Source organism: Dyella sp., assembly GCF_035685805.1.
In the GTDB taxonomy this organism is placed as follows: Bacteria; Pseudomonadota; Gammaproteobacteria; order Xanthomonadales; family Rhodanobacteraceae; genus Dyella_A.
In genome coordinates this window covers 1-24,836 of record NZ_DASSAB010000039.1, presented here as the reverse complement: position 1 = coordinate 24,836, position 24,836 = coordinate 1, and the positions used below count along the sequence as shown (strand labels likewise).

Genomic DNA, 24,836 nt, shown 5'->3' with positions numbered 1-24,836 from the left:
GAGCCACAGAGCGTTCAGCGCACCAGCAGCACCGGCACCAGGCAGCTGCGGATCATCGTCGTCGTGGTGCTGCCCACGATGAGCTGGCGGATACGCGAGTGCCCGTACGCGCCCATCGCCAGCAGGTCGATCGCGTGGTCACGCACGTAGTCGGCAATGACCGCGTCGGCGTGACCCGGGATGGTTTCCATGCGGGCCGCCACGCCCGCCGCATCCAGCAACTGGCTGGCCCAGTGCATGGCCGCCTTGCTCTCGGCCGACTCGCTGGCCACCATCACCACATGGCATTCGAGCCCTGCGAGCAGCGGATGGCGCGCGGCCAGTTCCACCGCCTTGCGCGCGCTGGCGCTGCCGTCGAAGGCGACCAGCGCGCGTTCGATCGGCTTGAACGCGCGCGAGGCCACCAGCATCGGCCGATCGATCGCACGCGCCACGCGTTCCACGTTCGAGCCCAGGTGCAGCCTGGCCATGTCTGCGGCTTCGCCGCGCTTGCCCATCACCAGCAGGTCGAACGCGGTGTCGAGTTCGGTGAGCGCATCCACCAGGTCGCCGTGGCGCAGCCGCGGACGGGCCGATTCGACGCCTTGCGTGCGAGCCTGCCGCGCGGCCTCGTCGAGCAGGGCGCGGCCGCGTTCCAGCGCCAGCTTGCTGAGCTTCTCGTCCAGCGCGGCCAGTTCCTGCAGCAGGGCCTCATTGCTGCCCAGGCCGATGCTGCCGCTGAGATTGGCGGTGGCAGCGTGCTCGGGATGGCGGTCCAGCGTATGCATCAGCTCCATGCCCGCGCCCATGCGCGTGGCGGCCCAGATGGCGTGGTCGAGCACGCTCTGCGTGTAGATCGAATGGTCCAGACAAGTCAGTACGGTTTTCATGGGGTTGTCCTAGTGGCCCATCAGTTGTTCGACGGCCTCGGGCTTGTCGTGCACGCCGAGGCGATCGACCAGGGTGGCACTGGCTTCGTTGAGGCCATGCACCACCACGTCCGTGCCTTCGCGGCGGAACTTCAGCACCACCTTGTCCAGCGCGTTCACCGCCGTGAGATCCCAGAAATGCGCGCGACTGACATCGATGCGCACGCCATCAAGCACCTCGCGGAAGTCGAAGCCGGCGGTGAAGGTATCGGCCGAGGCGAAGAACACCTGGCCGGTGACGCGGTACTCGCGAATGCGCTCGTCGGCGCTCAGCGCCGAGCCGATGTGCAGCACCCGGCCCACCTTGCGCGCAAAGAACAGCGCACTGAGCAGCACGCCCACCAGCACGCCCTTGGCCAGGTCGTGCGTGCCCACCACCACGACCACCGTGGCCACCATCACCACGCTGGAGGATTTCGGATAGGTGCGCAGATTCCTGATCGACGACCAGCTGAAGGTGCCGATCGACACCATGATCATCACCGCCACCAGCGCGCCCATCGGGATCAGGCTCACCCACGGGCGTGCGAACACCACCAGGATCAGCAGAAAGATGCCGGCGCACAGCGTGGACAGCCGCCCGCGGCCGCCGGATTTCACGTTGATCACCGACTGCCCGATCATCGCGCAGCCGGCCATGCCGCCGAAAAGCCCGGAGACGATGTTGGCCGTGCCCTGGCCGATGCACTCGCGGCTCTTGTTGCTGGACGTATCGGTGAACTCGTCCACGATGGCGGCCGTCATCATCGACTCGAGCAGGCCCACCACCGCCATCGGCAGGGAGTAGGGCAGCACGATGCGCAGCGTCTCCAGGTTGAACGGCACCTGCGGGAACAGGAACGTGGGCAGGCTGTCCGGCAGCGTGCCCATGTCGCCCACGGTGCGCACGTGCACGCCGGCCAGCACGGTGAAGATGGTCAGCACCACGATGCAGATCAGCGGCGAGGGGATCACCTTGGTGAAGCGCGGCACGCCGTAGATGATCGCCAACCCCGCCACCACCAGCGCGTAGACCTGCCAGGGTGCGCCGATCAGCTCCGGCAGCTGCGCCATGAAGATCAATATCGCCAGCGCGTTGACGAAGCCGGTCACCACCGATTTGGACACGAAGCGCATCAGCGCGCCGAGCTTGAACACGCCGGCGAGCATCTGGAACGCGCCGGTGAGCAGGGTGGCCGCCATCAGGTACTGCAGGCCGTGATCGCGCACCAGGGTCACCATCAGCAGCGCCATCGCGCCGGTGGCGGCCGAGATCATGCCCGGCCGCCCGCCCACGATGGCCACGGTGACTGCGATGCAGAACGAGGCGTACAGGCCTACTTTCGGGTCGACGCCGGCGACGATGGAGAAGGCGATCGCCTCGGGGATCAGCGCCAGGGCGACCACGGTGCCGGCGAGCACGTCGGCGCGAACGTTGGAGAGCCACTCCTTGCGGAGCTTTTGCAGATGCATGGGGAAAATCCGGCAGGGACCGCCGCCGGCCCTGCCGGGCGGCGATCGATCAAGAGGTGATCAATCAAGGGGTGATCAATCAACGGGTGATCAATCAGCAGATGGGTGCGAATGGCGCGTGTCCGGACCGCACGGTCCGGGGGCGCACAGCCGTCCTAGCGCCTAGGGCGGGACAGCCGGGCTGGGCCGGGTAACCAACGCAACACGGGGGCAGGCATACGAAAGCATCACGACATCATAACAGCGCGCCACAGCGGACCGGACCGTGCCGCAAGACCGCCGCCGGCCGCGAGATGAGGTCGTTGAAGATGCTGTTACCCATCGTTACAAACGGTTGCCCGTTTGCGTTCGTCGGCGCCCGGTAGCGGCGGTAATTTGACGGTCCGCCTTTTCCCTGATCACGTCCGAGGACTGTTCATGCGTACGCCCGCCCATGACGACCCCGCCGCGACGGCTCCGCTGCCGGCAGCACTCCTTGCAGGCAGCCGCAAGGACATCAATATCGAGGAACTGCGCCGCCACGTGCCGGTGATCCGGCGCAAGGTGCTTGCCGGGCAGTATGCGTACCGCTCGGGACAGCCTTTCCACGCGCTTTTCCTGGTGCACGCAGGCTTTCTCAAGACCTGCGAACTGGCGCAGGATGGCCGCGAGCAGGTCACCGGGTTCCGCATGCGCGGCGATCTGGTCGGCGTCGAGTCGATCGGGCTGGGCAGCTACTGCTGTGACGTGATCGCGCTGGAAGACAGCGAGCTGTGGGAGCTGCCTTACCCGCCCGTGTTGCTGGCATGCCGCGCATTGCCGGACCTGCAGATTCGCCTCACCGCAGCCCTGGCCGAGGAGATCCGCCGGGATCGTTCGTGGATGCTCGCGCTCGGAACGCTCAGCGCCGAGCGCCGCGTGGCTGCATTCCTGTTCGACGTGGCGCAGCGCCATGCCGCCCTGGGCTTCAGCCCGCGCCACTTCATCCTGCGCATGGGGCGCGCCGACATGGGCAGCTTCCTTGCGCTCAAGCACGAGACGGTGACCCGGGCGCTATCGCACCTGGCCAACCTCGGCTATGTGTCGGTACAGCGCCGCGAAGTGCGTGTGCTGGACGTGGCCGCACTGGCGGACATGGCCGGCCAGGCGACCGCGGCGGTGCATTGAGCCGCGGCGTCAGTGCGGCGGGTGGCAGCGGGTGGCTCTAGAGCGCACTGCGGCCATCCAGCACCTGCCGCGCCGCCACCGCCAGTTCGTTGCAGCGATAGGGCTTGGGCAGCAGCGGCATGCTCGGGGGCACCGAGCTGGTGCCGCCGAGCGTGGTGCGTTCATAGCCGGACGTCAGCAATACCTTCAGCGAAGCGCGCTGGCTCTGCGCCTCGCGCGCCAGGTCCACGCCGGTCATGCCGCCACCGAGCATCACGTCGGAAAACAGCAGGGCAATCTGCGGCAGGGTCTGCAGCATTTGCACCGCAGTCTCGGCGTCGGCGGCCTCGTACACCTGATAGCCCATCGAGCGCAGGAAGGTCGCCGCGACCTGGCGCACGTCCGGCTCGTCCTCGACCACCAGGATGCTTTCGCTGCCGGTGACCTGGGCGGTCTCCACCTGGCGCGTGCGTACCGTCGGGGACAGCGCCACCGGCAGCATCAGGTCGACGCGGGTGCCGCGGCCGGGTTCGCTGTCGATGCTCAGCTGTCCGCCGGACTGGCGCACAAAGCCGTACACCATGCTCAGGCCCAGCCCGCTGCCCTTGCCGACGTCCTTGGTGGTGAAGAACGGCTCCAGCGCGTGGGACATCACCTCGCGGCTCATGCCGCTGCCGGTGTCGGCCACCTCGAACACCACGTAGCGGCCGGCCGCCAGCCCGAGTTCCTCGATCGCCGCCGACAGCGTCCGCTCGTGCACGCTGATCATCAGCTTGCCGCCGCTGGGCATCGCGTCGCGGGCATTGATCGCGAGATTGACCAGGGCCGTGTCCAGTTCGCCGGGGTCGGCGTACACGGCCGGCACGCCCGGCGGGCAATCGACCGTGAGCGTGATGCCTTCGCCCAGCGTGCGCCGCAGCATGTCAGCCACGCCGGCCAGCGTGTGTTCCGGTTGCACTGCGGTCGGCAGCAACCGGCGCCTGCGGGCGAAGCCGAGCAGCTTTCGGGTCAGGCTGGTGCAGCGGTCCACGGCGCGCGTGGCGCTGGCGATCACTTCACCGGCATCGGCGCGATCGACCGCGCCCGCCTCGAGCAGCTGCAGGTTGCCGGAGATGACGGTGAGCAGGTTGTTGAAGTCGTGCGCGATGCCGCCGGTGAGCTGGCCGAGCGAGTCCAGCCGCTGTGCGTGCGCAAGCTGTTCCTCGCTGCGGGTGCGCTGGATGGTAGCGGCAAGCATGTTCGCCACCGATTGCAGGAAGTGCAGGCTGTCGTGGGTGAACGACTCCTCCTCGCGCGCCAGCGCCAGCACCATGCCCATGGGTTCCACCCGGTCCAGCAGCGGCACCATGGCGGCGTGGCGAAAGCCGAGCTGTCCCAGCGTCTCGCGGAAATGCGCGAATTCGCCCTCGGTGTCTCCGCCGATGGCCAGCAGCTCGATGTCGCTGGGCACGATGCGGTGCCGCGCACCGTCGTGGGCGAACGCGTCGTTGATCGCCTGCCGCGTGCCGGGGGAGAGGCCGGTGGCCGCCCTAATCTTCAACTCCTCGCTGCGTGGCTGGATGAACACGATGGCGATCGACTCGGTGTCCATCGCGGCCGAGAGCAGCGAGGGCAGGTCGTCGATGGCCGCCTCGTAATGCGGCGACTCCAGCACCAGCCGCCCGGCCTGCGCCACGAACACGTCGAAGCGCGCACGGGCCATCGCCTGGCGCTGGCGCTGGGTGGCGGAAAGGTCGCGGATCGACGCGGCCAGCAGCGTGCCCTCGTAACTGACGATCGGGCTCAGCGCGATTTCCACCGGAAACGTTTCGCCGTCACCGCGCACGCCGATCATCTCGTGGCCGGCACCGGTGCGGTGGGCGTGGAGCGAGGCATTCTGGCCCGCATCCTGGCTTGTCGGCAGGCCCTCCGGCAGCAGCGTTTCCACCGCACGGCCGACCAATTGGCGGGGCGCGTGGCCGAACAGCGTGTCCGCCTGCGGGTTGGCCAGCAGGATGCGCCCGTTGTGGCCGACCACGATCATCGCGTCGGCGGCGGTGTCGAAAATTGCCCGGAACAGCTGTGACTCGGGCACCGGTTGCATGGCGGTCATTCGCGTTGCACCGGCTCCGCGAACAGGTAGCCCACGCCGCGCACCGCCTTGATGAGTATCGGGTGGGTGGGGTTGGGCTCGATCTTGCGGCGCAGCCGCCCGATCTGCACGTCGATGGCGCGATCGTACGGGCCGGCGTCGCGGCCGTGGATGCGGGTCATCAGGTCGTCGCGCGAGAGCACCCGGTGCGGGTGTTCGAGCAGCACGCTGAGCAGCTCGTACTCACCACTGGTGAGCGCCACGGTCTCCCCCTCGGGGCTGGTGAGGTGCCTGGATTTGGGATCGAGCCGGTAACCGGCGAAGTGGTAGTGCCGCGGCGGGCTGATCACTTCCGGACGGCCCTGGTCGGCGGCACGGCGCAACACGCTGCGCACACGGGCGAGCAGTTCGCGCAGGTCGAACGGCTTGGTCACGTAGTCATCCGCGCCCAGCTCCAGCCCGACCACCCGGTCCACGGACTCGCCGCGGCCGGTGATGATGATGACCGGCCCGCGCCAGTGCTCATGCAGGTGACGGGTGAGCTCGAAGCCGTCCTCGCCGGGCAGACCCAGGTCGAGCAGCACGAGCTGTACCGATTCGCTGGCCAGCCGCTCGTGCATCGAGGCGCCGTCGCCGACGACGGTGACGCGAAACCCCTGCGCACCGAAATACCGCTGCAGGAGGGCGCCCACCTCCTCGTCGTCGTCCACCACCAACAGATGCGCTGCTGCCTGGACCGGAACGGGCGGGGTAGGGTTGGTCATGCAGATCCTCGTTAAAGACGATGAGGGCGGCCTGATCTGGACAGGCGGACTCGAAACAGATCGCAAGAACGTGCACTCCTTGTGACGATACACCGGGTTTGCGGCAGCGCGGCAAATGCGAACAGATCTCGCCGCCAAGCGACGAGACGCCCTGCACCTCGCCCACCTTGGCCAACCGCAAATCATGGGGGGCGAGCGTGTCGGCGGCGTGAAAAGGCGGACGCGACAGTGTCGTGTCGCAGCCGATTGCTTGCGTTCTGAACCCTCCACCGGCTACCCCGCCGCTGTAACCGTTGCCGCGGCAGCCCCCGCGACGTATGCGCTCACACCTGCCCGCATGGGCGGTGTCGACGCCGACTGAAGCAATGCAAAACGGGGCGTCGCGAATGCGGGATCGAGAGCTCGTTTGCCGACGCGGGACGGCCGGCGATCTCGCGGAATGACCCGAGGATTGCCTCGTTGGACCGACCTTTTCTGGCGCAATAAATTTCGAAGTTGTGGACGTCCAGCCGTCCATCGTCTGCGCATGTTCTTTCGACTCACGCGCAGGCGTGGCGAGGCCTTTCCGCGCCGTTCATCCCGCGTTGATCATCGCTGCACTTCGTGATGGTTACGGTAGATCTTCCTCGTCGCACACACCGGTTGCCGCACGTTGTTTCCGCAAGGGCAAGACGTCGTCGTGATCGTGCGTCGAACGCGTTACACGCCCCGGGAGATGTGCATGAAAAAGCGCGCCGTGTTCAGTGCAGCCGACATGTCGGAGGTCCGCGAGGCGATGCATGCCGCGCGGTCGGCTGGCATCGCCAACGACGATATTTCGCTGATCGCCCGTGCCGACATCGAACGCGAGAACGTCCCGGAAGATCGAAAGGTCGGCGAAGGCGACTTCTATCCCGCCGCCGTCAAGGGTGCCCTGGGCGGCGGCGCGGTGGGACTGCTCGGCGGTTTGGCTGCGGTGGTGGTGGCGCCGTTCGGCATCACCGTCGCCGGCGTGCTGGGGCTGGCCCTGGCCGGCGCGTCGCTCGGCACCTGGTCGAGCGCGTTAGCCGGTTCCACCGTGCCTGACCCGGTACGTCGCGAGTTCGAGGACGAGATCGCCAAGGGACGCATCCTCATAGTGATCGACGGCGAAGAGGAAGACACCCTGCCGGCGGCCATCACGGCCGTCTCCGCCACGCGTGCAGTGCATCTGCCGTTTGATCGCCCCACCGTCATGACATGAGCGGTGTGACAGCGAATGAACCACGCCGCCAGGCAAGGCCGCCGGTCGCCCTCGGCCTATCGGCGCATGGCCTCGGCAACGCCTCCGCCTTCGGCAGGGCAGCATGAGCCAGATCTTTTCACCGCGCGCGGGCATGTACGGATGGCTGGCGCTGATTGTCTCGCTGGTACTCGCCAGCAGTGCAGTCCTGGGGTGGCGGGCGCTCACCGCGGAGCCGCATGCGATCGACGCGCCGGTGAACCAGCCGGTGCCTTTCAGCCACGAGCACCACGTGGGTGAGGTCGGGCTCGACTGCCGCTACTGCCACACCACGGTGGAGACCTCGGCCTACGCAGGCATGCCGCCGATATCCACCTGCATGACCTGCCACTCGCAGCTGTTCACCGACCAGCCGATGCTGCAGCCGCTGGTGCAGAGCTGGGAGACGCACGTGCCGCTGCAGTGGAACCGGGTCAACCAGCTGCCGGACTTCGTCTACTTCAACCACAGCATCCACGTCGCCAAGGGCGTGGGCTGCGTCAGCTGCCACGGCCGCGTCGACACCATGCCGCTGATGCGCCGTACGGCGTCGCTGTCCATGCACTGGTGCCTGCAGTGCCACCGCGCGCCCGAGAAGTACCTGCGCCCCCGTTCGAAGGTGTTCGACATGGCATGGCAGCCGGAAGACCAGAAGACGCTGGGGCTGGCGCTGATCAAGCGCTACGACATCCACACCTCGCGACTCACGGACTGTTCGGTATGTCATCGATGACCCCCTCGCAACGTGCCATGGAGCAGGCCAGGCGCCGGCTTGCCGGGCAGGGCGGCCAACGGTTCTGGCGGGCGCTGGAGGAACTGGCCGAGGATCCGGGCTTCCGCGCCGAGCTGGCCACCGCGATGCCGCAGATGGCGTCGCTGGCGCCGATGGACCGGCGCGGCTTCCTGCGCCTGCTGGGCGCGTCGATGGCGCTGGCCGGTCTGGCTGGCTGCAGCGGTCCGCCGCCGGAGAAGATCGTGCCCTGGGTGCGTCGTCCCGACGGTGGCGAGATGGCCACGGGCCGCTTCTATGCCACCGCACTGGATTACGCCGGCGATGTCACCGGCGTGCTGGTGGAAGCGCACGAGGGGCGGCCAACCAAGATCGAGGGCAACCCGCAGCACCCGGCCAGCCTGGGCGCCACCGGTCGGATGCCGCAGGCGGCCGTGCTGGAGCTGTGGGACCCGGATCGCTCGCAGCTGCCGATTCGCCTGGGCGAGCCGGCCGGCTGGGACGGTTTCGCCGGCGAGCTGGCGCAATGGCGCGCACAGTACGGTGCGCGCGGCGAGGGGCTGCGCATTCTCAGCGGCGCGCTGCATTCGCCCACGCTGCGCGCGCAGCGGCTTGCCCTGCTCGCGCAGCTGCCCGCGGCCCGGTGGCACGTGCACGAGCCGGCCGAACGCACGGTGGAAGCGGGCGCGCGGCAGGCCTTCGGGCGGGCACTGGTGCCGCGCTATGAGCTTTCGCGCGCCGACGTGCTGGTGACGCTCGACGCGGACCTCCTCGACACCATGCCGGGTCACCTGGCCTACGCGCGGGCGTTCGCGGCGCGGCGGCGCCCCGACCGCGACGGCGTGACGATGAACCGCCTGTATGCGATCGAGCCGACGCCGACGGTGACCGGCTCGGTCGCCGACCACGGCTGGCCGCTGTCCTCGGCGCAGGTCGGCGCACTGGCCTGGCGACTGGCCCAGGCGCTGGAGCAGCCCGACACGAATCAACCGACGGATGCCGACGCCCTGCTGCCGGCCGGCGCATTCGAGGCCTTGCTTGCCGATCTCACCGCCCATCGCGGGCGCTCGCTGGTGGTGGCCGGCGACACCCAGCCGCCGGCGGTGCACGCGCTGGTGCACCGTATCAACCAGCGCCTGGGCAACGTGGGCCAGACGCTGGAGTACATCGACCCGTACGGCGATGCGGACGCCCCGGCGGCGCCGGACCTGACATCGCTTGCCGCGGCAATGCGCGTCGGTGCGGTGCAGACGCTGGTGATCCTGCAGAGCAACCCGGTGCAGACAGCGCCAGCCGACGTCGACTTTGCCGCGGCGCTGGCGCGGGTGCCGCACAGCGTGCACCTGGGCCTGTTCCTCGACGAGACGGGGCGCCGCTGTCGCTGGCATCTGCCTGCGGCGCATGCGCTGGAGGCATGGTCGGACGCGCGCGCCTTCGACGGCACCGCCAGCATCGTGCAGCCAGTGATCGCGCCGCTGTACGACGGCCGCTCCCCCCATGAGCTGGTGGCGGCCGTGGCCGGCCAGTTGCAGCAGGGCGGTCGCGACATCGTGCGCGCGCACTGGTCCGACGCCGCCGGCGGCGCGAGCCTCGCCGACGAGGCAGCGTGGGAGCACGCGCTGCGCCGCGGCGTCATCGACGGCAGCCGGGCGGCGCCGGTCGAACCGGGCGAGGCGGCGATGCCGCCGGCACCGCCGGCGATCGCCGTCGGTGGCACCGCGCTGGAACTGCTGTTCCGCCCCGATCCCACCGTGTGGGACGGACGCTATGCGAACAACGGCTGGCTGCAGGAGCTGCCCAAGCCGCCGACCCAGCTCACCTGGGGCAACGTGGCGCTGGTCAGCCCGGTGCTGGCGGCACGGCATGGCCTGGCCAACGGCGACGTGGTCGCGCTGGAGTGCGACGGCCGCCGGGTCGAAGCGCCGGTGTGGGTCACGCCGGGCCAGGCGCCCGAAAGCGTCACCGTGCACTTGGGCTACGGCCGGCGCCACGCCGGACGCGTGGGTGACGGACTGGGCTTCGACGCCTACGCGCTGCGCACGCATGCGCAGCCGTGGGCAACCACCGGGCTCACGCTCGCCGCCACCGGCGAGCGGATCGAACTGGCCAGCACCCAGCAACACTTTTCGATGGAAGGGCGCGACCTGGTGCGCAGCGCCAGCCTGGCGACCTTCGCGGCCCAGCCGCAGTTCGCAAAGGAGCAGGGCGGCCCGCCGCCGTCGTTCTATCCGCCCAAGCCGCAGGGCCGGTACGCCTGGGGCATGAGCATCGATCTCAACAGCTGCATCGGCTGCAAGGGCTGCACCATCGCCTGCCAGGCGGAGAACAACATCCCGGTGGTCGGGCCGGAAGAGGTAAAGCGGGGGCGCGAGATGCACTGGATCCGCGTGGATCGCTACTACGAAGGCTCGCCGCAGTCGCCCGCGACCCATCACCAGCCGGTGCCGTGCATGCACTGCGAGCACGCGCCGTGCGAACTGGTCTGCCCGGTGGGTGCCACCGTGCACGACGAGGAAGGGCTCAACGTGCAGGTCTACAACCGCTGCGTGGGCACGCGCTTCTGCTCCAACAACTGCCCGTACAAGGTGCGGCGGTTCAATTTCCTGCAGTACAGCAACGTCACCGAGGAGTCGCTCAAGGCGCAGCGCAATCCGGACGTCACCGTGCGCAACCGTGGCGTCATGGAGAAATGCACCTACTGCATCCAGCGGATCGAGACCGCGCACATCGCCGCCGACCGCGAGGGTCGCGCGATCGCCGACGGCGAGGTGGTGACCGCGTGTCAGGCGGCGTGCCCGACCCAGGCGATCACCTTCGGCGACCTCCAGGATCCGGACAGTGCCGTGAGCCGCGCAAAAGCCTCGCCGCTGGATTACGCGCTGCTGGAGGAGAAGAACACCCGCCCGCGCACCACCTACCTGGCGAGCGTGCGCAATCCGAACCCGGAGCTGTCGCAGCAGGAATCCCGGCACCCAGCGCGGCCGCAACCGGATGAGGAGCACGTCTCGTGAGCGCGGCACGTGCAGCGGGCGAAACGCGAGCCACGCTCGATCCGGGCGCCAGCCCGGTGATCGATCCGCACGCCACCATGGCCGGGCTGACCGCGCACACCAGCGATGCGGTGCTCGAGCGGCCGATCGGCGCGCTGTGGCTGGGCTGCTTCGCCGGCGCGCTGCTGCTCACCGGCCTGCTGGCGGCCGGCATCTGGCGGTTGCTGTTGAAGGGCGTAGGCATCTGGGGCATCAACATTCCGGTGGCCTGGGCGTTCGCCATCACCAACTACGTATGGTGGATCGCCATCGGCATGGGCGGCACCTTCATCTCCGCGGCGCTCTACCTGGCGCGGCAGCCGTGGCGGGCCTCGCTCAACCGCTTCGCCGAGTCGATGACGGTATGCGCGGTGTCGGTCTCGGGGATCTTCCCGATCCTGCATCTGGGGCGGCCGTGGTTCTTCTACTGGCTGATGCCGTATCCGAACCGGATGGACGTGTGGCCGCAGTGGCGCAGCTCGCTACTGTGGGATTTCTTCGCCATCGTGGCGTACCTGCTGGTGTCGCTGATGTACTGGTACGTCGGCCTGGTGCCGGACTTCGCCACCTTGCGCGACCGCGCCCGGCAGCGCTGGAAGCAGGTCAGCTACGGCGTGCTCGCGCTGGGCTGGCGCGGCGACGCGCAGCACTGGCGGCACTACGAGCGGGTGAGCCTGGTGCTGGCCGGGCTGTCGGTGCCGCTGGTGTTCTCGGTGCACTCCATGGTGGCGCTGGATTTCTCCGAGGGCCTGCTGCCGGGCTGGCACTCGACGCTGTTCCCGCCGTTCTTCATTGCCGGCGCGCTGTTCTCCGGTTTCGCCATGGCACTGGTGCTCGGCATCGCGCTGCGGCGCTGGTACCGCATGGAGGCGTACATCACCGAGCGCCACCTGGACAACCTCGCCAAGATGATGCTCGCCGCCGGCCTGGTGGTGGGCTACAGCTATGCCACCGAGCTGTTCACCGCGTTCTACAGCATGGATACCTACGAGCTGGCCGAGGCGAAAGACCGCCTGTCCGGCGCCTACTCGTGGATGTTCTGGTTGATCGTGGGCTGCAACGTGGTGTCGATCCAGACGCTGTGGTGGCCGCAGGTGCGGCGCAACCGGGTGGCGCTGGTGGTGATCAGCATCCTGGTGCTGATCGGCATGTGGTTCGAGCGCCTGTTGCTGATCCTCAACAGCCTGTACCACGGCTTCCTGCCGTCGAGCTGGGGCATGTTCTATCCCACGTTGTGGGATCTGGCGTTCCTGGCCGGGTCGTTCGGCATGTTCTTCCTGCTGCTGCTGATCCTGCTGCGCTGCGTGCCGATGCTGTCGATGTTCGAGTTGCGCAAGCTGATCCACCAGCGCGGCGGGGCGACCCGATGAGCCGGGCCGACGCCAGCGGGCAGGGCACCTACGGCTGGATGGCCGCGTTCCACGACGCACCCGCGCTGGTGGAGGCCGTGCGCCGCCTGCACGGCGCGGGCGCCCGCGCGATCGAGGTGCACACGCCCTTCGCGCTGCCCGAGCTGGAGGGCCTGCTGCCGCCCCCGCGGTGGCCGCGGGTGGTGCCGTGGGCGGCACTGCTGGGCGGTGTTTGCGGGGGCGGCGGCACGCTGGCGCTGCAGTATTACTCCGCGGTGATCGATTACCCGATCCGCGTCGGTGGCCGCCCGTACGCGAGCTGGCCGGCATTCATCCCGGCGGCGCTGGAAATGACGCTGCTGTTCATCGCCGGCTTCGCCGTGCTGGCCATGCTGATCGTCAACCGGCTGCCGCGCCTGTACCACCCGCTGTTCCATGCCAGGGCCGCAGAGCTGGCCACCCAGGATGCCTACCTGGTACTGGTGCGCAGCGACGACCGCTGCTGCGAGCGCGCCCTGCTGAACGACCTGCTCAGTGACCTGGCGCCGTTCGCCACGGTGGAGGTGCCGCGATGACACGTCGCATCGCCACCGTGCTGGCGTGCCTTTCGCTGCTGTGGCTGGGCGGCTGCGAGCGCGCCATGCACGACATGTATCAGCAGCCCAAGGACGAGCCGGGCGAGCCGAGCCCGCTGTTCGCCAACGGCAGCTCGCAGCGCCCGCCACCGCCGGGTGCGGTGGTCTACAGCGCGTCCGAGGCAGCCGATACCTCCAGTGGTCGCCGCGGTCTCGTCACGCCCCCGGCTTACCGCTCGGTGGCCGCAGTCCCGCTGGACCAGCAGGGCCGCAGCCGCGTGCAGGGCGAGCCGCGCACGGTGCCGCGCGACAACCCCCGCGCCGTCACCATGGCGCTGCTCGAGCGCGGCCAGGAGCGCTACGGCATCTACTGCGCCGCCTGTCATGGACTGGACGGACGCGGCGACGGCATGGTCCCGCGGCGCGGCTATCCGTCGCCGCCGTCGTACCACTCCGAGCGCCTGCGGCAGGCGCCGGACAGCCACTTCTACAACGTGATCACCCACGGCTACGGCGTGATGTACCCCTACGCCGATCGCGTGGCACCGGACGACCGGTGGGCCATCGTGGCGTACGTGCGTGCCTTGCAGCTGAGCCAGCACCTGCCGGCTGCGCAACTGTCCGCAGCCGATCGCGACGTGCTCGCCGCCGGCACGGCGGCACGTCGGGGAGCGCGGCAATGACGGCCCTGCGCACCCATGCCGTGACCCTGCCCGGGACGCGCTCCCTCGCGCCGCACCGCGGCGAGTGGCTGGCGCTCGCCGCGGCCTTGGTGGCGTTCGCGCTGGCTGCCTGGCTGGGCCACGACGTCGCGGGCCTCGTGCTGCAGGGCTACCTGGTGGGCTGGCTGTTCTGTCTCGCGTTGCCGCTGGGCTGCATGACCCTGTCGTCGATCCACGTGCTCACCGGTGGACGCTGGGGCCGTGCGCTGGCGCCGGATCTCCGCGCCGGTGCAGGCGTGCTGCCGCTGCTGGGGCTGCTCTGGCTGCCGCTGCTGCTGGGCATGTCGATGCTGCTGCCGTGGACCTCCGCCGTGCACGAGCACGGTCGGCGCCTGCCGCACTGGTATCTCAATGCGTCGTTCCAGTGGACGCGCAGCCTGCTGTGCCTTGCGCTCTGGCTGGGCATGGCGTGGCGGCAGCGCCGCTGGCACCGGGGCGTGCCGCCGCAGCGCCAGCCGTTGGCCGAGCAGGCGGTGGCGGGCGTCTCGCTGCTGCTGCTGCTGCTGACCATCTCGATCACCGGGGTCGACTGGATCATGGCGCTGGTGCCGCGCTGGCACTCCACGGCCCTGGGCATGCTGCTGATGACTTCGTTCATCACCATCGCGCTGGCGCTGGCAGTCGCCCTGTGGACCCGGCGCGCGCCACGACCGGCCTCGCCCGACGCGGACACGCTGCAGCTGCGTCGCGATGGCGGCAATCTCCTGCTGGCCGCGGTGCTGGGCTGGGCCTACCTCGCGTTCATGGACTACCTCACCGCGTGGATCGGCGACCTGCCATCGGAGACGGTGTGGTACCTGCCGCGACTGCAGTGGCCGTGGTCACCGTTGCCGATCGCCCTGCTGGTGCTGCACCTGGGCGTGCCGATGGCGCTGCTGCTGCCGCGGTGGGGCAAGCAGAACCTGCGCGTGCTCGCCGCGGTGGCGGTGCTGGTGGCACTGATGCAGTTCGTCAACTTGACGTGGCTGGTACTGCCGGGGGTGCGCCCCGCCGGCAGTCCGTGGGTGGCGTCCGACGCGCTGGTCTGGCTGGGCTTCGCGCTTTGTCTGGTGACCGCATGGCGTGTGCTGCGCCGAGGGCAGGAGCACGCCACGCACCACCAGGGCCAGGCAGAACGGGAGCAGGCATGAAGGCAGACGAGCTGTACGAACCGGACCATGTCGACGGTCGCCGCCTGGCCCAGCTGGGTGCGATCTTCGTGCTGGCGCTGGCGGCGATCCTGACCGTGGTCTGGATGTTGTGGGCACCGCCGCGGCGCGAGACCGGCGAGCCCGGCTCGGTGCCGCCGCCGCCACGGCTGGCGCCGGACTTGCGCATAGACCTGCTGGCGATGCGTGAGGCGCAGCAGGAGCGGCTGCAGCGATACGGCTGGAGCGATCCCGCCCATCGCTATGCGCAGGTGCCGATCCGCCGGGCAATGGCAATCATGGCCAACGCGGCACCGGCGCAGCCGCCCGAGGCCAGGCCATGAGCCAGCGCATGCTGCTGGCGGCGCTGTTTGCGCTGGTCACCTCGGCCGTCGCCGCGGGCAGCGCGCCGGTGCCGCCACCCGACCTGACCCGCAAGGTCGGCTTCGACCAGCGCCTGGGCGCGCCGTTGCCGATGCAGGCGATGTTCACCGACAGCCACGGCCGCAGCGCGCGCCTGGGCGAATGGATCGGCGGCCGCCCCACCGTGCTGGCGATGGGTTACTTCCATTGTCCCAACCTCTGCGACGCCGTGCTGCAGGGCATGGCGCATGCCGTGCGCGGCACCGGGCTGCAGCCGGGCAGGGACATGAACGTGCTGTTCGTCAGCATCGATCCGCGCGAGCAGCGCAGCGATGCGGTGACGAGCCGGCGCATGCTGGAGAAGATGTCGCCCGAGGCGCAGCCCGGGCGCTGGCACTTCCTGCGCGGGCAGCCGGCGGCGATCGACGCGCTGGCTGCCGCCAGCGGCTACCGCTACCTGTACGACGCCTCCATCGACCAGTACGCACACGCCGCGGGCATCGTGGTGAGCACGGGCGCGGGCAGGGTGGCGCAGTATTTCTTCGGCGTGCGCTACCCCCCGCGCAGCCTGCGGCTGGCACTGGTGGACGCCTCGCACGGCGCGGTCGGCAACGTGGTCGACCAGCTGGTGCTGCTGTGTTGCGGCTACGACCCCAGCACCGGGCGCTATTCGCTGCTGATCGGCCGCGTCATGCGCTGGCTCGGCGTGGGTTTCGCGCTGGCGCTGGGGCTGGGCCTGTTCATGGCATTGCGCCGACGCCACCGGCACGCGGGGGAGGGCCACGCATGATCGGTTTCGCGCCGCCGCAGGCGTCCAGCTTCGCCCCGCGCATCGACATGCTGTTCAACGCGATGCTCGTGCTGTGCTCGATCGTCGCGCTGGGCGTGTTCGTGGTGATGATCTGGTTCTGCATCAAGTACCGTCGGGGCAGCCCGGCCGAGCGTGGCCAACGGGAGTCGAGCAACCTGACGGTGGAACTGAGCTGGACGCTCATTCCGTTCCTCATGTTCTGCGGCCTGTTCGGCTGGAGCCTGTACCTGTGGGACGGGCTGCGCACGCCGCCGCATGACGCCTCCACCGTCTACGTGGTGGGCAAGCAGTGGATGTGGAAGATCCAGCACCCGGGCGGACAGCGCGAGATCGATCAGCTGCACCTGCCGCTGGGCGTGCCCACGCGGCTCGTGATGACGTCGCAGGACGTGATCCACAGCTTCTACGTGCCGGCATTCCGCATCAAGCAGGACCTGTTGCCCGGGCGCTACACGCAGATGTGGTTCACCCCCACCGAGACCGGCACCTTCGACCTGATGTGCGCGGAGTTCTGCGGCACCGACCACGCTGCCATGCGCGGCGAGGTAGTGGTGATGCGCCCGGACGACTATGCACGGTGGATGCAGTCGCACGCGCAGGTCGGGCTGGCCGAGCGGGGCGAGATGCTGTTCCGCCGCTTTGGCTGCAGCGGCTGCCACGGCAGTGGTGCCACCGTGCACGCGCCCGATCTCGACGGCATCTACGGCACCACGGTGGCGCTCACCGACGGCAGCGTGGCGACGGTGGACGACCGCTACCTGCACGACTCGATCATGCTGCCCAAGAGCCAAGTAGTGGCCGGCTACGCGCCGATCATGCCCAGCTACGAAAACCGCATCGGCGAGGAGGACGTGCTCGCCTTGCTCGCCTACATCAAATCCACCCAGCAGCCCGGGCCGCACCCCACGGAGCCATCGCATGAGCGGCACTGACATCAACCTGAGCATGGAGCCGAGCTATCTCGTCTCCGGCGGCAACACGCTGTGGTCGTGGCTGACCACGCACGATCACAAACGCATCGCCATCCTGTATGCCCTGGGCATCACGTTCTTCTTCTTCCTTGGCGGTGCGGCGGCCGTGCTGGTGCGCCTGGAGCTGGCCACGCCGGCCGGCGACCTGCTCACCGCCGAAACCTACAACAAGACATTCACCTTCCACGGCATCGTGATGGTGTGGTTCTTCCTGGTGCCGTCGATCCCCACCACCCTGGGCAACTTCCTGGTGCCGATGATGATCGGTGCGCGCGACATGGCCTTTCCGCGGCTGAACCTGTTCAGCTGGTACCTGTACATGGCGGCCGGGCTGTTCACCATCGCGATGCTGCTGCTGGGTGGGGTCGACACCGGCTGGACCTTCTACACGCCGTTCTCGACCATGTTCTCCAACACCCACGTGATCCTCGCCGCGGTAGGCGTGTTCGTGGTCGGGTTTTCGTCGATCCTCACCGGCATCAACATCCTGGTGACGGTGCACTCGCTGCGCGCCAAGGGCATGCTCTGGTTCCGCCTGCCGCTGTTCGTGTGGGCGATGTACGCCACCAGTATCGTGATGGTGCTGGCCACGCCGGTGCTGGCGATGACGCTGGCGCTGATCGCGCTGGAGCGACTGGCCGGCATCGGTATCTTCGATCCGGCGCTGGGCGGCGATCCGCTGCTGTTCCAGCACTTCTTCTGGTTCTACTCGCATCCGGCCGTCTACATCATGGTGCTGCCGGCGATGGGCGTGGCCAGCGAGCTGATCACCATGGGCGCGCGGCAGAAGATCTTCGGCTACCGCTTCATGACCTGGTCGATGCTGGCGATCGCGGTGATCGGGTTCCTGGTGTGGGGCCACCACATGTTCGTGGCGGGGCAGTCGATGTACGCCAGCATGGTGTTCTCGATCCTGAGCTTCGTGATCGCGGTGCCCTCGGCGATCAAGGTCTTCAACTGGGTAGGCACGCTGTACAAGGGCCACCTCGATTTCCACGCGCCGATGCTCTATGGCCTGGGCTTCGTCGGGCTGTTCATGCTGGGCGGGCTGACCGGCTTGTTCCTGGCCGCCACCGCGCTGGACGTGAACCTGACCGACACCTACTTCGTGGTCTCGCACTTCCACTACATCATGGTCGGCGGCTCGGTGATGGCGTACCTGGGCGGCATCCACTACTGGTGGCCCAAGATCACCGGCCGGCTCTACTCGGAACGGCTGGCAAAGTTCGCCGCCCTGCTGATGTTCCTGGGCTTCAACCTCACGTTCTTCCCGCAGTACCTGCTCGGCTACGAGGGCATGCCGCGGCGTTACCACGAGTACCTGCCGAAGTATCAGATGCTCAACGTGCTGTCCTCGGCGGGCGCGTCGATCCTCGCGGTGTCGTACCTGCTGCCACTGGCCTACCTGGGCTGGTCGTTGTTCCGCGGCGCCAGGGCCGGTCCCAATCCGTTCCGCGCCACCGGGCTGGAATGGACGACTCCGTCACCGCCGCCCGCGCATAACTTCACGGTGCCGCCCGTCGTCACCGAAGGCCCGTACGAATACCGCCCATGACTGACCTTGCCCGAGCCCACCTGCAGGAACAGTTCGACCAGCCGACGCAGCAGAAACAGGCGGCGACGCTGGGCATGTGGCAGTTCCTGGCCACCGAGGTGCTGTTCTTCGGCGTGCTGTTTGCCGCCTACACGGCCTGTCGCTATCGCTTTGCCGACGGCTTCGCCGAGGCGGCGCGGCACACCCACGTGGTGTTCGGCAGCATCGAGACCGCGGTGTTGCTGATATCGAGTTGCGGAGCGGCGCTGGCACTGCGCAACGTGGAACTGGGCGGCCGGCGGGTCGCCGCCGCGTTGCTCGCGGGCACCGCGGCGCTGGGCACCGTGTTCCTGGTGCTGCACGGCGTGGAGTACGCCAGCGAATATCGCGAAGGGCTGGTGCCGGGGCTGCGCTTCGACCACGCCGGGCCGCATGCGCGGGCGGTGGAACTGTTCTATTGCCTGTACTTCCTGATCACCGGATTCCACAGCCTGCACGTGATCATCGGCGTGGTGCTGATGACGGTGATGGCGGTGAAAGCCTGGCGCGGCCGGTTCGGCCCGGGCTACGCGACGCCGCTGGAGAACGCCGCGCTGTACTGGCATTTCGTGGACATCGTGTGGATCTTTGTCTACCCGATGATCTACCTCGTGGGGAGGGCCTCGGCATGAGCGGATCGTCGCCGCCGTCGCTGCGCAGCCAGCTGGGCGCACTGGCCGGCCTGCTGCTGTTGCTCGCCGCCACGGCCGGCCTGGCCTACGTGCCGATGGGCGCGTTCAACACGGTGGTGGCCTTGCTCATCTCGCTGGCCAAGACGCTGCTGGTGATGCTGATCTTCATGCGACTGCGTTCCGAATCGGCGGTGGTGCGGCTGGTGGCGATCGCCGGTTTCGCCTGGTTGGCGATGCTGTTCCTGATCCTGATGGCCGACTACCTCACGCGCGTCACGCTGCCCCCGCCGTACTGAAGCAGCGCCGTGTGCCGCGGTGGCGCCGCCTGCGCCCGGCCTGCACACGTGGTGCGGCACACTGCCACCGGATCGACAACTTTCAGTGAGGTGCACGATGGCCACGCAGGAGAACTTGAGCACGAGCGAACTGGCCGCGTTGGAGCAGGTGGCGGAGGGGATGTCCGCACACGTTCCGGCTGAACTGGCCGAGCGCCTGATCCACGCCGGCTTGGCGACGCGGATCCAGGAGCCCGGCCGCCCCGGCCCGACGCTGGAGCTGTCGCCGGAAGGGCTGCGCCAGATCCGCTCGAGCGACCAGTAACCGTCAGCCCATGCGCCGGGAGCGTGGCCGGCGCTTCCCCCGCAGCCGGCGCGGACTGGCCGTGGCACCCACGCGGCCTCAAGACGCGGAGTGACCGCCGGTGACGCCGTAGACCTCGGCGGTGACGAAGCTCGCTTCCGGTGAGGCGAGGAACACATACGCCGGCGCCACTTCCACCGGCTGGCCCGGCCGCCCCATCGGCGCGTTGGCGCCGAAGTGTTCTACCTTCTCTTGCGGCTGCCCGCCCGATGGCTGCAGCGGCGTCCAGATCGGGCCCGGTGCGACGGCGTTGACGCGGATGCCGTCCTTCGCCACCTGCTGCGCGAGCGCCTTGGTGAACGCCACGATCGCCGCCTTGGTCGAGGCGTAATCGGCGAGGATTGCCGAAGGGTCGTAGGACTGGATCGAGGCCGTGTTGACGATCGCGCCGCCGGCGGGCAGGTAGGTCAGCGCCTGGCGGCAGATCCAGAACATCGCGTAGACGTTGGTCTTGAAGGTGGCGTCGAATTGCTCGCTGGTGATGTCGCGGATGCTTTCCTGCCAGGTCTGCTTGCCGGCGACGTTGATCACCAGGTCCAGGCCACCCAGCTTCTCGTGGGCCTGGTCAACCAGGCGGGTGCAGAATGTCTCGTCGGTGAGATCGCCGGGCAGCGCGTGCACGTCCACGCCCGCGTCTTTGGCGAGCTCGAGCACCTCGCGGGCGTCCTCTTCTTCCTCCGGCAGGTAGTTCAGCATCAGCGAGGCACCCTCCCGCGCGAAGGCGATTGCCACCGCGCGGCCGATGCCTGAATCGGCCCCCGTGATCAGGGCCTTGCGGCCCTTCAGCCGACCGTGCCCGACGTAGCTCGTCTCGCCGTGGTCGGGCTTGGGCACCATGTTCAGCGCCAGCCCGGGCGCTGGCTGCGGCTGGCGCTGGAACGGCGGGCGCGGGTACTGGTCGGTGGGATCGGTGACGGCCTGATCGCGCGTGCTGGTGCGGTCGCGTTTTGCCATGGGGCGGCTCTCCTTGGGATACGTGTCTGAGGGCGGGTAGTGCGGGGATGCCTGACCCGTCGCCGCCTCGCAGGCAGCGATTCGATGGGAGGCGTTGCAGCGCGAAGGGTGCCGTGGCGAGCGTTCCGGGTACGTGCACTTGGCGACTAGGCGTGTTGACGGTGCCGGTGTCCGCGCACGCGGCCAACCACCCTGTCACGGCGACTTGATGCGCCAGCGTGGAAGCTTGTCCCACTCCCGCCGCATCGCCAGGACATGACCCGCACCCGATCCGCTTCATCGACCGCCCGCACCGCATGAGTGCGCAACCGACCGCCAGCGCCGAGCACCGTCAGCACCTGTCCGTGTCGGTGCTGCTGGCGGCCAACGACGCAGGCCAGATCGAGCGGGCGGTGGAGCGACTCAAAGGTCTGGCCAATACCTGGGTGATCGCGCTGCGGACCATCGATGCCTCGGCCTATGCGCTGAAGCAGGTCATTCATGAGGCCGGTCACGACTGTCTGCTGGTATGTGCGGATTTCCGCGCCCCGCACGCGCGGATGCAGGCGATCGCCATGGCCAATGACTTCGCCGGCTCGGTCTCGATCATCTGGGACTGCACCACCGCCGTGACACCGGTCGGCTGAAGCATCACGGTGGATGCCGGAGCGGGGCGGCAGTCGTGCCAACGCCGGCCGGGCCGGACGCCGTCATGGTTGCGACGGCTTGCGCGCCGTTACGACGTCTTCTTCTTGCCGCCGCCGTCCTGCTTGTTGACTGTGGCATAGGCGATGCGCTCGGCGGTTTCCCTGGATTTGCCGCTATCGCGCTCGCTCTTTTCGATGTGCTGTGCCTGGCGCTTCTGCTTGTCGGTGTAGGACGACTTGTCACCCTTGGGCATGACGGCTCTCCTGGCAGGTTGTGCGGCGTGCGATTCGACTGGCGCGCAGTCGGCGCAAACGTAGATCGCATGGTGTGAAGCGGCCGTGGCTCGCACGTGCGCGCGGTGCTACGTCGTGACCGCTGCCGGATCAGCGCTCGCCCGGCCCGCGCGGGCGAATCGGCGCCACCCCGGTCTGCTCCCCCAGTGCCTCGCCGCCACGTGCAGCTGCGCGTGCGCGCTCCACGTCCACCGTCTTTACCGTGTCTACCACCGGCCACATCGCCGGGTTGGGCGTGCCCGCCGGCAGGTCCGAGCGCAGCACCTCGGTAGCGCCGCACTGTTCCAGCGTATGCGCCAACTCGTCGTCGGTCAGCGCACAGGGCAGGGCGACGGTGAGCCGGGCCCACCCCATCACGGCCGGCCCGCGCAGGTCTTCGGTCGCCGCGTCGTCATAGGGCGGTTTGTGCTCGGCCTTGTCGCGTGCGGTGTCTGCCGGATCGGCCGACGCGGGCGTCACTGGCGTCACCACCGTCGTGGGTGCGAACGAGCTGGACGGGGGCTGCATGCCGCGCTCGTCCACCTGCAGCAACAGCGCGTCGCGCGCCAGCCCCAGCGAGAAGAGCTTGTCGGCCGCGGCTGCTGCGTGGAACTGGCTGTCGAACTGGGCGATGAGCGATCGGGTCATGGGGAATCTCCGCGGGGAAAGTCGTGTCGGCCGCCGCTGCGTCGGGCGGGGCAAGGCCACTGCGCGGCCACCACGTTTTGGTGCGGTGCCGGCGCTCGGGCAGCGAGTTGGTACGGTGCCACGGTGCGGGCCTACGGCCGGTGAAAAACCGCGGGTAACGTGACGGCGCGACGCGCATGTTTCGTTGACGCGGCGGGGGCTAGCGTTGCACTCCCCACCCCCGTGTACGAGATGCCTCCATGAGCGATACCGACCGCAAAGACCAACCCGTCAAACCGTCGCCGGACCAGGCCGGCAAGAGCGGCCCCGGCACCGGTGGTGCCCGGCCCGATCGCGGCCACGAGTCCGGCCAGCAGCGCGGCGAGCGCAAGCAGCACGAGAGCGAGAACCAGGACGAGGCGCTGGAAGAAACCTTCCCCGCCAGCGATCCGGTGTCGCCGTTCATTCCGGCCAAGGTGCCGGAGTGAGCGCATCCGCCGTGGCCGCTGGTCCCCGGCACGTGCGCCCGGCGCCATGAGCGACCGGCGCGCCGGCCCCGAGCCGTCCGCCGCCGGGCGACGCCTTTGGTCCGGCAGCGACGGATGGCTAGACCTCAGCGCAGCGGACGCCGCCGTTCCTGCGCGCCTGGCGTGCACCTGCCAGGACGGGTGCCTCGAGCGGGAATGCCGCGGCCGCTGTCGCTGCGAGGCCTGCGCGCTGGCCTGGCTGATCCGCGAGGACGAGCGCGCCGTGTGGAACGAGGCCGGCGAGCTGGTGCCGCCTGAAGCGCTGGACGGCCCGTGGCGGCGCGTTCGCGATCCTTCGCAGCTGACGCTGCGTTTCCAATTCCATCGTGCGGAGACACCTCATGGCTAGACCGATCTGGACCGGCACGCTGTCGTTCGGACTGCTCAACGTACCGGTCTCGCTGATGGCCGGGCAGCGCAGCGTGGACCTGCACTTCCGCATGCTCGACAGCCGCAACAACACGCCCGTGCGCTACGAGCGGGTCAACGCGGAGACGGGCGAGGAAGTGCCGTGGAAGGACATCGTCAAGGCGTTCGAATACAAGAAGGGCAGCTACGTGGTGCTGGAGCCGGACGACATCAAATCGGCGGCCTCCGAAGGCCGCGAGGCGGTCGAGGTGGAGGCTTTCGTCGACGCCGCCTCGATCGGCCCGGCGTTCTACGAGAAGCCCTACGTGCTGGTGCCGGGCAAGAAGGCCGAGAAGGGCTACGTGCTGCTGCGCGAGACGCTGGCGAAGACCGGGCGCATCGGCATCGCGCGCGTGGTGATCCGCACGAAGGAATATCTCGCCGCCGTTCGGCCGGACGGCGACGCGCTGATGCTGCTCCTGATGCGCTGGCCGGAGGAGCTGGTCGCGCGCGACGCGTTCGCGCTGCCGCACGGTGCGCTGTCGAGCTTCCGCATCACCGAGAAGGAGCAGCAGATGGCGAAGCAGCTGGTCGACGCGATGGCCGGCGAATGGAAGCCCGAGCAGTACGAGGACGATTTCGCGAAGCGGCTGCGCGCGGTGATCCGGAAGAAGATGAAGAGCAAGGGCGCGCTGGCCGAGGCCGAGGAAGGCGCGGAGCGCGAGCCGCCGGCGACCAACGTGGTCGACTTCATGGCGCTGCTGCGCGATTCCATCGCGTCGAACAAGCGCTCGCCGGCCGGGAAGGCGAAGACGCCGGCGCGGCGCCGCGCGGCGCGCAAACGGACGGCGCGGACAACGCACAAGCGCAAGGCCGGCTGAGGCCGGAGGATTCAGCGGGAATAATTCACCGGGAATAATTCACCGGGAATAAATCAGGCGCGTGGCAAGGTTTTCCCTCGGGGAATCCAGTCTGGAGGCATCAGCCATGCCCGAGAAAGAAACCATCGAACGAGCGAGACGCGACAAGCGCGAGGGCAAGTCCGGCAGCACGCAGGCGGGCGAGTTCGTGCGCGAGGAGATGCACCACATCCGCGAGGGCAAGCACGGCGCGCAGTCGACCAAGCAGGCGATCGCGATCGGCTTGTCCAAGGCGCGCCGCGCGGGCGTGAGGATGAAGGCCCCCGGACGCGGCACCTCGGCCAGCACGAAGCGCAAGGCCGCGAGCGACGCGCGCGCCGGCCGTCATCCGCACAAGCCGTCGCGCACGCGCTCGCGCGCCACCACGCGCGCGCTGAAGCGCGAGGGCAGCGGCGCCGCCAGCAAGACCGCGCTCGCGCGCCAGGCCAGGAGCGCCAGCCGCAAGCGCGGCGCCGGCGCGCGCTCGGCCTCCGCGGCCAA

The 24,836-nt window shown here is 68.9% G+C and carries 26 protein-coding genes and 1 pseudogene; 20 read left to right on the top strand and 7 right to left on the bottom strand.

Annotation, left to right across the window (positions count from 1 at the left end; translation table 11 throughout):
* Positions 1-14: 14 nt before the first annotated feature.
* Complete coding sequence (locus VFG40_RS11205; RefSeq protein WP_324897447.1) at positions 15-869, bottom strand: universal stress protein; 855 nt, start codon at positions 867-869, stop codon at positions 15-17.
* A 9-nt stretch (positions 870-878) separates the two neighbouring features.
* The gene (locus VFG40_RS11200) at positions 879-2,360 is read right to left on the bottom strand and encodes a SulP family inorganic anion transporter (RefSeq protein ID WP_324897446.1); all 1,482 of its coding nucleotides are present in this window, start codon (positions 2,358-2,360) and stop codon (positions 879-881) included.
* 417 nt (positions 2,361-2,777) lie between these two features.
* Between VFG40_RS11200 and VFG40_RS11195 the strand changes: the two genes are divergently transcribed.
* Entirely contained in the window at positions 2,778-3,506 is a 729-nt protein-coding gene (locus VFG40_RS11195) for a cyclic nucleotide-binding domain-containing protein (RefSeq protein WP_324897445.1), read from the top strand.
* Positions 3,507-3,543: 37 nt separating this feature from the next.
* Here VFG40_RS11195 and VFG40_RS11190 read toward each other — a convergent pair whose 3' ends face one another.
* Entirely contained in the window at positions 3,544-5,577 is a 2,034-nt protein-coding gene (locus tag VFG40_RS11190; RefSeq protein WP_324897444.1) for a PAS domain S-box protein, read from the bottom strand.
* Positions 5,574-6,320 carry a response regulator gene (locus tag VFG40_RS11185; RefSeq protein ID WP_324897443.1) on the bottom strand — a complete coding sequence of 249 codons (747 nt, stop codon included), beginning with the start codon at positions 6,318-6,320 and terminating at the stop codon, positions 5,574-5,576. Before VFG40_RS11185 ends, VFG40_RS11190 begins: the two co-directional genes overlap by 4 nt.
* A gap of 721 nt (positions 6,321-7,041) precedes the next feature.
* Here VFG40_RS11185 and VFG40_RS11180 point away from each other — a divergent pair.
* From VFG40_RS11180 to VFG40_RS11115, 14 genes are all read left to right on the top strand, one after another.
* A complete protein-coding gene (locus VFG40_RS11180; RefSeq protein WP_324897442.1) occupies positions 7,042-7,542 on the top strand; it encodes a hypothetical protein in 501 nt (166 codons plus the stop codon).
* A gap of 103 nt (positions 7,543-7,645) precedes the next feature.
* A complete protein-coding gene (locus VFG40_RS11175) occupies positions 7,646-8,293 on the top strand; it encodes a cytochrome c3 family protein (protein WP_324897441.1) in 648 nt (215 codons plus the stop codon).
* Positions 8,290-11,301 (top strand): TAT-variant-translocated molybdopterin oxidoreductase, encoded by a 3,012-nt coding sequence (locus VFG40_RS11170; RefSeq protein ID WP_324897440.1) that lies wholly within the window; start codon positions 8,290-8,292, stop codon positions 11,299-11,301. Before VFG40_RS11175 ends, VFG40_RS11170 begins: the two co-directional genes overlap by 4 nt.
* On the top strand, positions 11,298-12,689 hold the full coding sequence (nrfD, locus tag VFG40_RS11165) for an NrfD/PsrC family molybdoenzyme membrane anchor subunit (protein ID WP_324897439.1): 1,392 nt from the start codon (positions 11,298-11,300) through the stop codon (positions 12,687-12,689). Before VFG40_RS11170 ends, nrfD begins: the two co-directional genes overlap by 4 nt.
* Complete coding sequence (locus VFG40_RS11160; protein ID WP_324897438.1) at positions 12,686-13,243, top strand: DUF3341 domain-containing protein; 558 nt, start codon at positions 12,686-12,688, stop codon at positions 13,241-13,243. Before nrfD ends, VFG40_RS11160 begins: the two co-directional genes overlap by 4 nt.
* The gene (locus VFG40_RS11155) at positions 13,240-13,926 is read left to right on the top strand and encodes a c-type cytochrome (RefSeq protein ID WP_324897437.1); all 687 of its coding nucleotides are present in this window, start codon (positions 13,240-13,242) and stop codon (positions 13,924-13,926) included. The genes VFG40_RS11160 and VFG40_RS11155 overlap by 4 nt, the downstream gene beginning before the upstream one ends.
* Entirely contained in the window at positions 13,923-15,095 is a 1,173-nt protein-coding gene (locus VFG40_RS11150; protein WP_324897436.1) for a hypothetical protein, read from the top strand. The genes VFG40_RS11155 and VFG40_RS11150 overlap by 4 nt, the downstream gene beginning before the upstream one ends.
* Positions 15,092-15,436, top strand: a complete 345-nt coding sequence (locus tag VFG40_RS11145; RefSeq protein WP_324897435.1) for a hypothetical protein — start codon at positions 15,092-15,094, stop codon at positions 15,434-15,436. The genes VFG40_RS11150 and VFG40_RS11145 overlap by 4 nt, the downstream gene beginning before the upstream one ends.
* Positions 15,433-16,245, top strand: a complete 813-nt coding sequence (locus tag VFG40_RS11140; protein WP_324897434.1) for an SCO family protein — start codon at positions 15,433-15,435, stop codon at positions 16,243-16,245. The genes VFG40_RS11145 and VFG40_RS11140 overlap by 4 nt, the downstream gene beginning before the upstream one ends.
* The gene (gene coxB, locus VFG40_RS11135; protein WP_324897433.1) at positions 16,242-17,198 is read left to right on the top strand and encodes a cytochrome c oxidase subunit II; all 957 of its coding nucleotides are present in this window, start codon (positions 16,242-16,244) and stop codon (positions 17,196-17,198) included. Before VFG40_RS11140 ends, coxB begins: the two co-directional genes overlap by 4 nt.
* Entirely contained in the window at positions 17,185-18,792 is a 1,608-nt protein-coding gene (locus VFG40_RS11130; protein ID WP_324897432.1) for a cytochrome c oxidase subunit I, read from the top strand. The genes coxB and VFG40_RS11130 overlap by 14 nt, the downstream gene beginning before the upstream one ends.
* On the top strand, positions 18,789-19,442 hold the full coding sequence (locus VFG40_RS11125) for a cytochrome c oxidase subunit 3 (RefSeq protein ID WP_324897431.1): 654 nt from the start codon (positions 18,789-18,791) through the stop codon (positions 19,440-19,442). The genes VFG40_RS11130 and VFG40_RS11125 overlap by 4 nt, the downstream gene beginning before the upstream one ends.
* Entirely contained in the window at positions 19,439-19,738 is a 300-nt protein-coding gene (locus tag VFG40_RS11120) for a cytochrome C oxidase subunit IV family protein (protein WP_324897430.1), read from the top strand. Before VFG40_RS11125 ends, VFG40_RS11120 begins: the two co-directional genes overlap by 4 nt.
* Before the next feature lie 97 nt (positions 19,739-19,835).
* A complete protein-coding gene (locus VFG40_RS11115; protein WP_324897429.1) occupies positions 19,836-20,042 on the top strand; it encodes a hypothetical protein in 207 nt (68 codons plus the stop codon).
* 78 nt (positions 20,043-20,120) lie between these two features.
* Here VFG40_RS11115 and VFG40_RS11110 read toward each other — a convergent pair whose 3' ends face one another.
* A complete protein-coding gene (locus tag VFG40_RS11110) occupies positions 20,121-21,035 on the bottom strand; it encodes an SDR family oxidoreductase (protein ID WP_324897428.1) in 915 nt (304 codons plus the stop codon).
* A gap of 344 nt (positions 21,036-21,379) precedes the next feature.
* On the opposite strand from VFG40_RS11110, the gene VFG40_RS11105 reads away from it, so the two are divergent.
* Entirely contained in the window at positions 21,380-21,661 is a 282-nt protein-coding gene (locus VFG40_RS11105) for a hypothetical protein (RefSeq protein ID WP_324897427.1), read from the top strand.
* Between the two features lie 92 nt (positions 21,662-21,753).
* Here VFG40_RS11105 and VFG40_RS11100 read toward each other — a convergent pair.
* A pseudogene (locus VFG40_RS11100) lies at positions 21,754-21,915 on the bottom strand (HupB); the annotation flags it as partial.
* A 130-nt stretch (positions 21,916-22,045) separates the two neighbouring features.
* Entirely contained in the window at positions 22,046-22,582 is a 537-nt protein-coding gene (locus VFG40_RS11095; RefSeq protein ID WP_324897426.1) for a hypothetical protein, read from the bottom strand.
* A 239-nt stretch (positions 22,583-22,821) separates the two neighbouring features.
* On the opposite strand from VFG40_RS11095, the gene VFG40_RS11090 reads away from it, so the two are divergent.
* The 4 genes from VFG40_RS11090 to VFG40_RS11075 form a co-directional block, all read left to right on the top strand.
* On the top strand, positions 22,822-23,049 hold the full coding sequence (locus tag VFG40_RS11090; protein WP_324897546.1) for a hypothetical protein: 228 nt from the start codon (positions 22,822-22,824) through the stop codon (positions 23,047-23,049).
* Between the two features lie 46 nt (positions 23,050-23,095).
* Complete coding sequence (locus tag VFG40_RS11085) at positions 23,096-23,437, top strand: hypothetical protein (RefSeq protein WP_324897425.1); 342 nt, start codon at positions 23,096-23,098, stop codon at positions 23,435-23,437.
* On the top strand, positions 23,430-24,317 hold the full coding sequence (ku, locus tag VFG40_RS11080) for a non-homologous end joining protein Ku (protein WP_324897424.1): 888 nt from the start codon (positions 23,430-23,432) through the stop codon (positions 24,315-24,317). Before VFG40_RS11085 ends, ku begins: the two co-directional genes overlap by 8 nt.
* A 106-nt stretch (positions 24,318-24,423) precedes the next feature.
* Positions 24,424-24,836: DNA-binding protein (locus VFG40_RS11075; protein ID WP_324897423.1), on the top strand; the 413-nt coding region annotated here is incomplete at its 3' end.

Coding starts and splice junctions, on each gene's coding strand:
- VFG40_RS11205 (WP_324897447.1), bottom strand. CDS start 869: ATGAAAACCGTACTGACTTGTCTGGACCATTCGATCTACACGCAGAGC.
- VFG40_RS11200 (WP_324897446.1), bottom strand. CDS start 2,360: ATGCATCTGCAAAAGCTCCGCAAGGAGTGGCTCTCCAACGTTCGCGCC.
- VFG40_RS11195 (WP_324897445.1), top strand. CDS start 2,778: ATGCGTACGCCCGCCCATGACGACCCCGCCGCGACGGCTCCGCTGCCG.
- VFG40_RS11190 (WP_324897444.1), bottom strand. CDS start 5,577: ATGACCGCCATGCAACCGGTGCCCGAGTCACAGCTGTTCCGGGCAATT.
- VFG40_RS11185 (WP_324897443.1), bottom strand. CDS start 6,320: ATGACCAACCCTACCCCGCCCGTTCCGGTCCAGGCAGCAGCGCATCTG.
- VFG40_RS11180 (WP_324897442.1), top strand. CDS start 7,042: ATGAAAAAGCGCGCCGTGTTCAGTGCAGCCGACATGTCGGAGGTCCGC.
- VFG40_RS11175 (WP_324897441.1), top strand. CDS start 7,646: ATGAGCCAGATCTTTTCACCGCGCGCGGGCATGTACGGATGGCTGGCG.
- VFG40_RS11170 (WP_324897440.1), top strand. CDS start 8,290: ATGACCCCCTCGCAACGTGCCATGGAGCAGGCCAGGCGCCGGCTTGCC.
- VFG40_RS11160 (WP_324897438.1), top strand. CDS start 12,686: ATGAGCCGGGCCGACGCCAGCGGGCAGGGCACCTACGGCTGGATGGCC.
- VFG40_RS11155 (WP_324897437.1), top strand. CDS start 13,240: ATGACACGTCGCATCGCCACCGTGCTGGCGTGCCTTTCGCTGCTGTGG.
- VFG40_RS11150 (WP_324897436.1), top strand. CDS start 13,923: ATGACGGCCCTGCGCACCCATGCCGTGACCCTGCCCGGGACGCGCTCC.
- VFG40_RS11145 (WP_324897435.1), top strand. CDS start 15,092: ATGAAGGCAGACGAGCTGTACGAACCGGACCATGTCGACGGTCGCCGC.
- VFG40_RS11140 (WP_324897434.1), top strand. CDS start 15,433: ATGAGCCAGCGCATGCTGCTGGCGGCGCTGTTTGCGCTGGTCACCTCG.
- coxB (WP_324897433.1), top strand. CDS start 16,242: ATGATCGGTTTCGCGCCGCCGCAGGCGTCCAGCTTCGCCCCGCGCATC.
- VFG40_RS11130 (WP_324897432.1), top strand. CDS start 17,185: ATGAGCGGCACTGACATCAACCTGAGCATGGAGCCGAGCTATCTCGTC.
- VFG40_RS11125 (WP_324897431.1), top strand. CDS start 18,789: ATGACTGACCTTGCCCGAGCCCACCTGCAGGAACAGTTCGACCAGCCG.
- VFG40_RS11120 (WP_324897430.1), top strand. CDS start 19,439: ATGAGCGGATCGTCGCCGCCGTCGCTGCGCAGCCAGCTGGGCGCACTG.
- VFG40_RS11115 (WP_324897429.1), top strand. CDS start 19,836: ATGGCCACGCAGGAGAACTTGAGCACGAGCGAACTGGCCGCGTTGGAG.
- VFG40_RS11110 (WP_324897428.1), bottom strand. CDS start 21,035: ATGGCAAAACGCGACCGCACCAGCACGCGCGATCAGGCCGTCACCGAT.
- VFG40_RS11095 (WP_324897426.1), bottom strand. CDS start 22,582: ATGACCCGATCGCTCATCGCCCAGTTCGACAGCCAGTTCCACGCAGCA.
- VFG40_RS11090 (WP_324897546.1), top strand. CDS start 22,822: ATGAGCGATACCGACCGCAAAGACCAACCCGTCAAACCGTCGCCGGAC.
- VFG40_RS11085 (WP_324897425.1), top strand. CDS start 23,096: ATGAGCGACCGGCGCGCCGGCCCCGAGCCGTCCGCCGCCGGGCGACGC.
- ku (WP_324897424.1), top strand. CDS start 23,430: ATGGCTAGACCGATCTGGACCGGCACGCTGTCGTTCGGACTGCTCAAC.